The organism is Flavobacterium sp. (genome assembly GCF_044368625.1).
GTDB lineage: Bacteria > Bacteroidota > Bacteroidia > Flavobacteriales > Flavobacteriaceae > Flavobacterium.
Genome location: NZ_JBIPPD010000091.1, coordinates 1 through 11960, shown reverse-complemented (window position 1 = coordinate 11960; position 11960 = coordinate 1). Strand labels below are relative to the sequence as shown.

12 protein-coding genes are annotated in these 11960 nt (G+C 35.7%); 2 read left to right on the top strand and 10 right to left on the bottom strand.

Going from position 1 to position 11960, the window contains the following annotated elements:
• Window positions 1–1660 (top strand): DUF294 nucleotidyltransferase-like domain-containing protein (locus tag ACIQ2X_RS08550; protein WP_396178506.1); only part of this gene is annotated, 1660 nt, incomplete at its 5' end.
• Window position 1661: 1 nt separating this feature from the next.
• Window positions 1662–2255: a 3'-5' exonuclease gene (locus tag ACIQ2X_RS08545; RefSeq protein ID WP_396178505.1), complete on the top strand. Its 594-nt coding sequence runs from the start codon at window positions 1662–1664 to the stop codon at window positions 2253–2255.
• Window positions 2256–2273: 18 nt separating this feature from the next.
• Here ACIQ2X_RS08545 and ACIQ2X_RS08540 read toward each other — a convergent pair whose 3' ends face one another.
• The 10 genes from ACIQ2X_RS08540 to ACIQ2X_RS08495 form a co-directional block, all read right to left on the bottom strand.
• A complete protein-coding gene (locus ACIQ2X_RS08540) occupies window positions 2274–2513 on the bottom strand; it encodes a phosphopantetheine-binding protein (protein ID WP_396178504.1) in 240 nt (79 codons plus the stop codon).
• Window positions 2506–3783 (bottom strand): beta-ketoacyl-[acyl-carrier-protein] synthase family protein, encoded by a 1278-nt coding sequence (locus tag ACIQ2X_RS08535; protein WP_396178507.1) that lies wholly within the window; start codon window positions 3781–3783, stop codon window positions 2506–2508. Before ACIQ2X_RS08535 ends, ACIQ2X_RS08540 begins: the two co-directional genes overlap by 8 nt.
• A gap of 64 nt (window positions 3784–3847) precedes the next feature.
• Window positions 3848–4900, bottom strand: a complete 1053-nt coding sequence (locus ACIQ2X_RS08530) for a type III polyketide synthase (RefSeq protein ID WP_396178503.1) — start codon at window positions 4898–4900, stop codon at window positions 3848–3850.
• A complete protein-coding gene (locus tag ACIQ2X_RS08525) occupies window positions 4897–5613 on the bottom strand; it encodes a methyltransferase domain-containing protein (protein ID WP_396178502.1) in 717 nt (238 codons plus the stop codon). The genes ACIQ2X_RS08530 and ACIQ2X_RS08525 overlap by 4 nt, the downstream gene beginning before the upstream one ends.
• Complete coding sequence (locus ACIQ2X_RS08520) at window positions 5614–6741, bottom strand: NAD(P)/FAD-dependent oxidoreductase (protein WP_396178501.1); 1128 nt, start codon at window positions 6739–6741, stop codon at window positions 5614–5616.
• 141 nt (window positions 6742–6882) lie between these two features.
• Window positions 6883–7419, bottom strand: coding sequence for a pyridoxamine 5'-phosphate oxidase family protein (locus ACIQ2X_RS08515; RefSeq protein WP_396178500.1), 537 nt, complete (start codon window positions 7417–7419; stop codon window positions 6883–6885).
• 93 nt (window positions 7420–7512) lie between these two features.
• Window positions 7513–8100, bottom strand: coding sequence for a chemotaxis protein CheB (locus ACIQ2X_RS08510; protein WP_396178499.1), 588 nt, complete (start codon window positions 8098–8100; stop codon window positions 7513–7515).
• Complete coding sequence (locus ACIQ2X_RS08505) at window positions 8082–8891, bottom strand: CheR family methyltransferase (protein WP_396178498.1); 810 nt, start codon at window positions 8889–8891, stop codon at window positions 8082–8084. Before ACIQ2X_RS08505 ends, ACIQ2X_RS08510 begins: the two co-directional genes overlap by 19 nt.
• A 3-nt stretch (window positions 8892–8894) precedes the next feature.
• Window positions 8895–9260: a response regulator gene (locus ACIQ2X_RS08500; protein ID WP_396178497.1), complete on the bottom strand. Its 366-nt coding sequence runs from the start codon at window positions 9258–9260 to the stop codon at window positions 8895–8897.
• 18 nt (window positions 9261–9278) lie between these two features.
• Window positions 9279–11960 (bottom strand): response regulator (locus ACIQ2X_RS08495; RefSeq protein ID WP_396178496.1); only part of this gene is annotated, 2682 nt, incomplete at its 5' end.

The following is an 11960-nucleotide window of genomic DNA, read 5'->3' as shown; positions in this document are numbered from 1 at the left end:
CTTTGGATTACGCCCTTTTTTTGCTAAAAATAATTATGCTACAACGGCTAAAGCAATCCAAGATTCGATTTTGTATGCCATTCCAGTTGCTGTTTTTAAACCTTTTGTTGCCAATAATACCAAAGTTTTAGATTTTCTGCTGCAAAGTTTTGCCTCTGCATCATCAGACGCTACTGAAAATACGGGTATGAGTTTTGCAAATGAAGGTGTAAAAACATACGAATCGCAAAGCGAAATTCAGTTTTTTCAATCGTTAGAATACAATAAAAAACCTTTATTGGTAACCAGTGAAGAAACGATTCAACAGGTTGCCCAAAAGATGACAGATGCTTTATTAGGCTGTGCATTGGTGCATCAGCAACACGTTCCGATAGGAATTGTAACGGACGTTGATTTACGAAATAAAGTTGCAACAGGACGATTTTACATTACGGCTTTGGTCAGTAAAATCATGTCGACACCTGTAATAACGGTTCCTGAAAATACCTCTTTAGCAGAAGCTCAATTGCTGATGTTACAAAATAACATTACACATCTTTGCGTAACAGCAGACGGTAGTGATAAAACGAAAATTGTTGGAGTAATTTCGCAGCAAGATTTGATTTTTGCGCAAGCCAGTAATCCGGGAGTATTGATAAAAGAGATAAAACGAGCTCCAAATGGCATTGAATTGCATAAAATCAGAAATAAATTTGAAGAATTTATTCAGTCGTCCATTGAGAAGAAAATCCCGCTGTCGCATATAAATACTATTGCGGGAGAAGTAAACAACGCACTAATAAAACGTGCGATTGAGTTAACCATTTTAGATTTAGGATCACCTCCTGTTCGTTTTGGATGGTTTAGTATAGGAAGTCAAGGACGAAAAGAGCAGTTGATTTTTAGCGATCAAAACAGTTTCTTGGTTTACGAAGACGTAGTTGCCGAAAAAAATCATTTGGTCAAAAACTATTTTATACAATTGTCCAAAAAAGTGGTTTCCATTTTAGAGGTTGTAGGTTATGGTACTTCTGAAAATTATTATAATTCCAGCAACCCCGAATGGTGTAAATCATTTTCAGAATGGGTCGCACAATTCCATTTATGGATGAACTTTACCGGTGACAAAACAGCTCATATACCGTCGCTATTTTTTGATTACGAACTTGCGTATGGAGCACTAGATATTGAAGAAAATTTGAATAATGTAGTTTTTCAAAATGGGTCAAACACAAAAAAGTTTTTTGCTTATTTAGGTGCTGAAACATTAAAGAGACCTGCTCCTTTAACTTTTTTCAAGCAGTTCATTTTTGAAGAAGAAGGCATTCATAAAGGGCTTTTTGATATAAAAAACCGAGCCATTTTACCACTGGTAGATGCGGCAAGAGTACTCATTTTGAGCCATAAAATAAAAGGCGTTACCAATACTTTTTTGCGTTTCAAACAGTTGGCTATTACTGAACCTAAATACGCCGAAATTTATCTGAATGCTGCTGATGCATTTATGGACTTGACAAAAATTAGAACTAAAGAGGGATTGAAAAATAATACCAACGGTCAATATATTGCCATCGAAGAAATTTCGAAATCGGATCGTGAAAAACTAAAGAATGCGCTTCTTCCAATGAAAGAATTGGAAGAAATTATCAAAAATAAATTCCAACTAACTTACTTTATTTAATATGCTTGATTGGTTAAAGAATAAAAAACATCCCGAATTTTGGAAAGCTTATTTGCAAAAGCAAGAAGCAAAATCCAATCGATTTGTAACATTAAGCATTCAGACAACTGGTTTAAATTCGCAAAAAGACGTAATTTTGACCGTTGGTGCCGTTGGAATTTTAGACAATAAACTTATTATTTCCGACTCGTTTGAAGTGATATTATTGCAATATATTTACAATCACGATCACGGTTTTTCGAACGAATTTATCATTGAATCAAAAGCACCTAAGTCTACTGAAGCTGAAGGCATTCAGAAACTTATCGAATACCTCGGGAATACAACAATTATAGGCTATCGCGTTGATTTTGACATTGAAATGATTAACAAATCATTAGAAAAATTAGAGTGTGGTAGGTTGCGAAATGAAGCTTTAGATTTAGAAATAATGTTTAAAAAATGGAAAGAATTTAGCGATGATAAAAAATTTAGCATTGCCGAAATTGCCCAAGCCTTAAAGCTTCCCGAATATGATCTCGAGTCGACTATTGAAGAAGCTTATACTATGGGGCTGTGTTTTTTAAAACTAAAAAAACACCTTGGAATCGAATAATTAGCACTTTGTTTTAAATTATTTTTTTGCAAGTTCTTGTTCTATCACATTTAAAGCAGCTTTAACTGTCATAATTTCTTGCATTCCCTCGTCGCTTACAATAATATCAAAGCGATCCTCAATATCTAAGATAATATCCACCAAAGCAGCAGAATTTATATGTAAATCGTTTATAAAATTAGTTTTAAGATCTAAGTTTTCCAATAGGTCAACATCTTGCACGTAGGGTTTTAAAATTTCCTTTAAATCATCAATCATTTTTATATTTTTTTAAAATTACACAAGCATTTACATCGCCAAATCCAAAACTAGCTTTTATAATTACATTAACAGGTTGATATAATGCTTTTTGAGGCACTCTATCTAAAGTAATAAGTTTTAAAATTTCGGGGTGTAAATCAGGACAGTTTATGGATGGGAAAATAAAATCGTGGTGTATTTCCATAATTGCGGAAACAAGTTCTACACTTCCCGCACCCGATAAACAATGTCCTACCATCCCTTTCAACGCATTGATATACGGGAAATCAGCAGCATTTCTACCGAGTGCCTTACTCCAATTTTCGATTTCGGTAGCATCTTTGGCAGTAGCTGTCAAATGACCGTTTATCACATCAATATCGTTTGCCTGAATTCCAGCATCTGAAAGGGCATCAGTAATACATTTTTGAACAGCTTGAGAATTGGGAGCCGTCATAGTTCCCGTTCCTCGCTGACCTCCAGAGTTGACATTTCCGCCCAAAACTTCAGCATAAATGGTCGCATTTCTGGCTAAGGCCGATTCTAATTCTTCCAAAACATACGCACCCGCTCCACTTGATGGCACAAATCCAGAGGCTGTTTCACTCATAGGTCTCGACGCCATTTCGGGCGTATCGTTATGCCTGAAAGTACAAACCTTTATAGCATCAAATCCAGCCCAAATATACGGACCAGAATCACTTGTACTTCCGGCTAACATTCGTAATGCCTTTCCGGACTGGACTCTTTCGAAAGCCGATAACATACTTTCTGTTCCCGTTGTACACGCCGAAGAATTGCTGGTTACCTGATTTCCCAAACCCAATTTACCCGCCAAATAAGCACTTACACCACTATTCATAGTTTGTGCTACTACGGTACTGCCTAAACTTCGGGTTTGTAAATCATCAATTTTATAGATACATTCCCGAAATTTTTCAATTCCTGAGGTCGAACAACCAAAAATTGTTCCGCTGTTCCAATCCGGTTCTTCCTTGGAAGCTATGTCTAACCCCGCATCTTTCCAAGCCTGCATTCCTGCAATTACTCCGTATAAAATACCGGTTGCACTAAAATTTCGCAGTTCATAATCGGTAAAAAATGTTTTGATATAATCTAAAGACAAATCCGGTCTTCCAGAAACTTTACAGGAAAAATTCAAGTCCTCCAATTGCTTGTCGAATTTAATTCCTGATGTACCGTTTTCCAAGGCCGCGCGAAAAGCTTCTTTTCCAATTCCATTTGGTGCGACAATACCTATTCCAGTTACTACGACTCTTTTTTTCATCATTACATTACAATTATTCTTCTCATGGGTATCATTACGGAATCAAAAGCAGGTTTCAAAAAAATTAAAACTCCAACAAAACCCGCTGGGCCGAAAATCCGGGTCCAAAGCTCAGCATGATTCCCTTCTCGCCTTTTTTGGGTTTCTCGTCCATAATTTGTTCCAGTACATACAAAACGGTGGCACTAGACATGTTGCCATACAACCGCAAAACCTCTTTAGTAGCATCAATGTTTTTGCCTAAGTCGGCAAAAAGTTCTTCTACAGTTTGCACAATTTTTTTACCCCCAGGATGAAAGATTAAATGATCAATGTCTTCTATTCTTAAGTTATTCTGGGCTAAAAAGGGATGGATAATCTTAGGGAAATGGGATGCAATAGTGTTGGGTACTTCAATGTCCAGCACCATTTGTAATCCTGAATTGGTCAATTTAAAACCCATCATGTGCTCATTATCATAGAAATGATACATCGATTGATCCAAGATTGTGGGTCCTGTTTCGTTTTCGTTTGAAGATAACAAAACGCAAGCAGCTCCATCGCCAAAAATCGCCGCACTTACCACATTCGCCATCGAATAATCATCGAGTTGATACGTAGCGGATGGACTTTCGACAGCAATTACAGCGGCTTTTTTATTTGGATTTGCTTTGAGGAAATTTTGGGCATAAATAATTCCGGAAATTCCTGCGGCACAACCCATTTCTGTTACGGGAAGCCGGATAATGTCCTGCCGCAAATGCAATTTATTAATAAGATAAGCATCTAGTGATGGGATCATAATTCCGGTACAACTGACCGTTATAATATAATCCAACTCCTCACCTTTCCATCCCGCTTTATCTAGCGCTTTAGTCAAAACTTGTTCGCCTAAAATAATTACTTCTCTTGCATAAATATTGTTTTTTTCTTCGAAAGAAGTGGCCGTGAAAACTTCTATAGGATCCATAATTGAATACCGCTTGTCGACTGCGGCACCAGTAAAAATTTTTTTTACTTTACGAATAAAACGATCTTCTTGACCACTAAGCCAAACGTCAAGAAAAGGCATTATTTCGGCTGTAGTTACCGAATATTTAGGCAACTGCTTGGCTACTTGAACGATTTTTACACTCATATATTTTGTATAATCCACTGGTAACGGAAAGCCCATTTCCACTGGATATTGTATTTTTTAAAATTTAATTTTTCTGAAAAAACAACCAATTCATGCTTTTTAAAACCCCGTAAAATCGAAACCAATCCATCGGTTCTAGACATTGTATTGAGCTGAAATAATAAGCATAATAACTGAAATAGACGATACGCTACGGCACTTCTTTGTAAGTCGTTGATAACCAATCCTCGTTTTGCATTTTTTTTAAAAACAGTTAAAATGTTAATAATATCCGATTCTTTAAAATGATGCAATGTCAAAGTACATACAATGATATCACTGTTTAAAGTGGCAAAATTCATTTTGAAAATATCCTCACATAAATAGCTAATGCTAGTATATTCATTGGAAAGCGAAATCGCGTGATTGATCGTAAACTGATTGGCGTCTATTCCAAGTAGTTTAAAATTATAACCGTTTTTAATACCAAAATCAGCTATTTTTCGGAGCATATCCCCGTTTCCGCAACCTACATCAACGATAGTAATCTCGACATTTGTATCTGATTTTGGCAAAATTTTCTTCAATCCTTCGATAGTCAGTTTATTGCCACCCAACAATTGATTGATTTTCGCAATTTTGTCTAAAGCTTCCCGAAGTTCTTCGCCTTCAAGCAAAAAATCGTCCATAATTTCAGGCGCTTCGGTACGGTATTTTGTGTCAATGAGCATCATTTAAAAGGGTTTTTGAATTAAATTGCCGTGTGTTTGTTTGACAATAAATCTAAACAAAGTAGGAAAACGAGATACTATTTTCATACTCACATTAGTCAAATACGAATTAAGAAGCAACTTAGATAATAATCTCCCCATTTGAAGACGCTTATGAAATGTTTTGTGCCAAACTGCTTGATATTCTATTTCTAAATTTTTTCTTGAAAACGAGGCTTTTTTAGAATATTTGTGAATTAATTCAGCCGCAATTTTAGCACTATGAATTGCCATAGCCATCCCATTTCCGCAAAGTGGATGAATCAAACCAGCTGCATCGCCAATCATCAAAACGTGATTTTCCACCGCTTTTTTATCCTCAAAAGATATTTGACTTATCGTTAACGGTGCATCGAAAACGGGTTTTGATGGATTCAATATGCTTTTTAAACCTTTATTTCTATACAACACGCTTGTCATAAATTCAGGAATATTTTTATATTTTTTGAACACATCCGTTTGTACAATGCAGCAAACGTTCAACGTATTCTCTTCCACTTTTGAAACACCACAATAACCGCCCTCAAAGGGATACAATCCAACCAAATGATTTGCAAAATTTCCTTTGTAATGCGATTTTAAAGCCATCCAATGCGATTTTTTTTGAATAAAATCCCGTTCTAAAGATATATCAATAGTACTTCGTTTCCCAAAACTTCCTATGGCAATAGGGGTTACAATTTGAATACCTGAACTCAAATCGATTGTAAAGAATTCATTTTCGAAAGCAATAGAAGTAACCGAATCGTGTATAAAATGGCAGTTTTGCTCTAAAGCTTTTTGATAAAGTAGCCAATCCAAAAGGTACCTGCTGATGCCAAAACCACCTAAAGGCAGTTGAACTTCAGCACGATTTTTAGGATTATTTTCTAATCGAAACTGATGAATCGGATGACTTTTCGCAATTACATGATGCAAACCCAACCATTCAAAATAGGCTACTACTTCGTTCGAAATGTATTCTCCACAAACCTTATGTTTTGGATATGTACTTTTTTCTATAACCGTTACAGCATGACCCAATTTAGACAAATGTATAGCAGCCGTCAATCCCGCCAAGCCTCCACCAAGAATAACAATAGGAATTTTCATAGTGGTGTAAATATAAACAAACCAAAAGTTAAACACTATATAAATTATCGCTAATGATTTACTGTATTTAAATGTTTTTGATTTGATAGAAACTAAAAAAGGCCCACTTTCTTTAGAGAAGAAAATGAGCACATTATTTTGTTACACTATTATATTACCTTGAATAGAATCATCGTGCGTTTCGCCTACAACTGCACCAAAAAGTCGTTTGATTGTTGCAACTGCAACACCATTTTTGGTATCCCAATAGTAACCTTCGGAAGGAATAAATTGCAAAACTGTGATTCTTGCATCGTCTTTACCCTCTGTAAACCATGTTTTCATGGTAGGTTCCCATAATTCGTGGATCTTGTTTTTATCTTGTGATATTTTTACTGATCCAAACAATGAAAGATAGTTGCTGTAAGGCGAACCTTGGAATAAGAGTTGTGCTTTGGGAATTTCTTCCAATTCCAAATTTTTGTAGCTATCTTTGGCACTCAAAAACCAAATATGACCCTCGTCATCTACAGTTTGCGGAGCCATAGGTCGTGTTTCAAACGCTCTGTTTTGGGCCATTGCAGTACAAAAAAAACACGTCCCAGATTTTTTTACAAACTCTTTGATTTTCGCTACACCTTCTTTGCCAATTAAATTTTCAAAATTCTTTTCGTTTTGATCTTTGTCGATACTGTTCATAGTTTTAAATTTTTTATGAAATTAAAACAATTGAGGCTGTTAGTGGTTATAGAATTACTTTTAAAGCTTCTAAAATATTTTAGATAAAAAGCCTTACTCGAGTTCGATTGAATTGATAAATTCCAAAATATCTTCTACATCCAAAATATAATTAGGAATTAGAGCCTCTAAAGCATGTAACGGCATGAAAGGCATTAACGCATTTTTTGGGTCTTGAAGAATTACCATTCCACCGGCTTTTTGAATGGCTAAAAGGCCATCGGTTCCGTCGGCATTTGCGCCAGAAAGTAAAATCGCAGTGCAGGTATTACCAAATGCAAGGGCTGCTGATTCGAAAGACACGTCGATACTTGGACGGCTGTAATGTACTTTTTCGGAAACATCAAGCGAGAGATGTCGGCTTTTTTCAAACAATAAGTGATAATCAGAAGGAGCAATATAGATGAATCCTGGTTTTAAAATTTCTTTGTCTTCCATTTTAACAACAGGGATCTTGGTTTTCATAGCGATTAAATTTTCCAATGTCAAGTCCTCGGTGCTTTTTCTATGCAAAATGATGACAATTGCAAAATTAGAGATGGGTTTTAACTTGGGAATAACAGCCATTAATACTTCCAAACTTCCTGCAGATCCACCTATTAACAAGACTTTACAATTTGATTTCACAGCATTTTCTTCCATATTTTCTCTTTTTCAAATTGTTTAAATCGATATTGTATCGAGGAAAATTTAATAGTTTCTTTTGTTCCTAAAGCCAAAAAGCCCAGCTTAGAAAGACTTTGATCAAATAATTCTAATGCAATTTTTTGAAAATCTTTGTCAAAATAAATGAGTACATTACGGCATAAAATAAGGTCAAATTCATTAAAAGACCCATCGGTTAGTAGATTGTGTTGTGAAAAAACCATTCGATCAATCAACTCATCACTGAATTTTGCTAAACCATAATTAGCCGAATAATAATTGGAGAAATCACTTTTTCCACTGGCAACCCGATAATTTTCTGTGTATTGCTGAATAGTTCGTAGTGGAAAAACGCCTTTTTTGGCAATTTCTATAACGGCAGGATTTAAATCGGTCGCGTACAATAATGATTTGTGAAGCAAATTCATTTCTTTTAACAAGATAGCCATCGAAAAAACTTCTTCTCCGGTAGAACAACCTGCATGCCAAATGCGGATAAAAGGTTTTGTGGCAAGAACCGGGACAATTTCAGTTCGAAGTACTTTATAAAAAGAAGGATCTCGAAACATCTCCGTGACATTTACTGTAATTTCTTCGACCATGTAATTAAAAAAAGACGCATCACTACGTACTTTAGAAAGAAAATCGGTAAAGTTTTCAAAACCTTCCATACTATACAATCGATATACGCGTCGACGAAAAGACGCTGCAGAATAGCCACTAAAATCATATCCGTGGTATTTGTTAATTTCCTCAATTAATACAGCAATTTCGCGATCTTCCAACATGGACTAAAATGAATTTAAGACAAGCAGTAATTTATCGACATCAATAGGTTTAGAAATATAATCGTCCGCTCCTGCTTGCAAACATTTTTCGCGATCGCCTGTCATGGCTTGAGCGGTGACGGCAATTATAGGAGTTTTACTGTACTGCGGTATGTTTTTTATAAGCGAAATTGCATCATATCCATCTACGTCCGGCATCATCATATCAATTAAAACAACATCAATATCATTTTGAGTATTTAAAATTTTGAGGGCTTCCTGAGCCCCTAAACAAGAAACACATTCATAAGACCTCGACTTTAAAGTTGCCGTTAAAGCAAATATATTTCGGGCATCGTCGTCAATAATTAATACCTTTTTACGGTTCATTTGCAAACTTATTTTAAATTAAACTTTGTCGTACAGCCAAACTCGCAAAAGCGAAAGTAGCTGATCTACATCGACTGGTTTTGTGATATAATCGGAAGCACCCGCATTAATGCATTTATCGCGATCGCCTGTCATTGCTTTGGCAGTTACGGCAATAACGGGCAAATTTTTCCACTTTTTATTTTTTCTTATCATTGCAGCTGTTTCATAACCATCCATATTAGGCATCATCATATCAAGTAAAACTACATCAATATTTTTGTGTTCTTCCATAGCATTAAGGGCTTCCCTACCGTCAATGGCTGCCACCACTTTCATCTGTACAGTTTCCAAAGCTTTAGTCAACGAATAAATATTTCGAACATCATCGTCTACTACCAAGACTGTTTTTCCGTTCAATACATTATTTAATTTATTCAATTTTTTGTGATTATTGTGCTTTCCATCTTCCATCAAATGAAGAAATAGCGAAACTTCATCCAACATTCTTTGGTACGAATGGGCAGTTTTGACTATAATCGAATCGGCATATTTACGAATTTTTTGCTCTTCAACCATCGACAAACTTTTGCCTGTAAAAACAATAACAGGAAGGTTTTCGAATTCCTTGTCTTTCTTTATTTTATCTAAAATTTCGTAGGTATGTTTGTCAGGAATACCCATATCCAAAATGACGCAATTTAAATCCGAATTTTGAAGTGCTTCAATACCGTCTTCTATTTTACTTTTGATATCCGAGTTGATGTTGTTGCTCTCTAGAAAAAACGAAAGAGCTTTTGCATGTTTGGTATTGTCTTCAATAATTAGTACTTTCTGAGATCCACGATTGACGAAGTGCTCTATTTTTTTAAATACTTCGGATAATTTTTCTAAAGCAACCGGTTTATCTAGGAAATTTACCGCTCCTTTTAATAAACTTTCTTGCTTCAATTTATGAGAAGACATAACATGCACAGGAATATGCTTGGTAAATGGATTGCTTTTTAACTCCTCCATGACTTCCCAACCACTCTTGACCGGAAGTTGAATGTCCAACAAAATACCTAAGGGTTTATAGGTCAAAGCCAAATTTAACGCATAATCGCCTCGAACGCAAACAACCCCTTTGTATCCTTTTTCGCGGGTAAATTCTAAAAGCGATTTTGCAAAATTGACGTCGTCTTCCACTATTAAAATTACCTTATCGTTTTCTATAATCACTTCTCGGTCGTCGGCTATGGCTTCGGGAATTACATTACTGATGTATTTACCGATATCCTCCATTTTTTGCGAACGAAGTGCATCTTCTCTTTGGTCCAATGTAACTGCTTCTGTCGTTTCTTGAGAAATGGATTGGTACATATTGGGAATTACGGGAATTGTTAATCTAAACGTACTTCCTGCATTAACTTCGCTGTTAAGCGTGATTTCACCTCCCAATAATTTGGCTAATTCACGGCTGATGGATAGTCCTAAACCTGTACCTCCGTATTTACGTTTGGTGGAACCATCTGCTTGTTGAAAGGCTTCAAATATATGTGGTTGCTGACTTTTTGGAATCCCAATTCCAGTATCTTTAACGATGAAAGCCACCCGATCTTTGTCTTTTACAATTTCTAAAGAAACAGAGCCATTTTGAGTAAATTTGATTGCATTGGAAATCAAATTTTTCAAGATTTGCTCTAAGCGTTGCTGGTCAGATTTTATAAGCAGTGGTGCTTCGCTCATTAGGATTTTAAAATCGATATTCTTTTCTTTTGCAACTAAACTGAAAAGGTTGTGTAAGTTAGTACTGATGTCTGTAATTAAAACATCCGTATTTTCCAGTTCCATTTTTCCTGCTTCAATTTTGGACAAATCTAAAATTTCGTCAATCAAACCCAATAAGCCTGTACCTGAACTTTGAATGACTTTGGCAAATTCCACTTGTTCAGAATTCATATTTTTATCATTATTCTCTGACAGTAAACGACTTAGTAATAAAATCGAATTTAAAGGCGTTCGCAATTCGTGCGACATATTTGCTAAAAACTCCGATTTATATTTGGTTGTCAATTCTAAATCATCGGATTTTTTTTGAATTTCAAAATTTCGAGCTTCGAGCAGCGTCCCTCGTTCGGCAAGTTCTTCGTTGGTTTGCTGTAATTCTTCTTGTTGTACACGTAATTCTTCTTCAGAAGCTTGCAATTTCTCTGTTTGTGCTTCAAGTTCAGCATTCATCCCTTCCAGTTCGGTATGCTGTGCTTTTAATTCTTCGGATTGGGCTTCTGTTTCTTCTAATAATTCTTGAACTCGTTTACGGTTTTCAGCTGCTTTAATTGCAATTGCAATATTGTTAGCAACACTGTTTAAGAACTCGATTTGTAAATCGGTATAATTCTTTACAGAAACCAATTCAATCACTCCCGCCACATTTCCATTTACTAACGGAATTGCAATAATGTGTTTGGGTTTAATTTGACCTAGAGCGTAAGTAATGTTGACATTTTCTTGATCAAACGATTTGAGTTCCATTATTTTTAATGAAAGTGCCGCTTGTCCTGTTAGGCCTTCGCCAAAATTCAAGCGTTCACGAGAAGCATCAGGAATATAACTAAATCCTGCAGAAGCAACTAAATAATTTTTTTCTGTTAAATAAAGTACACCGGCACTACTTTCGGTATATTCCGAAATGTATTGTATGATATCTCCTGTCAATACGACCAAATCTTTTTCGCCAAT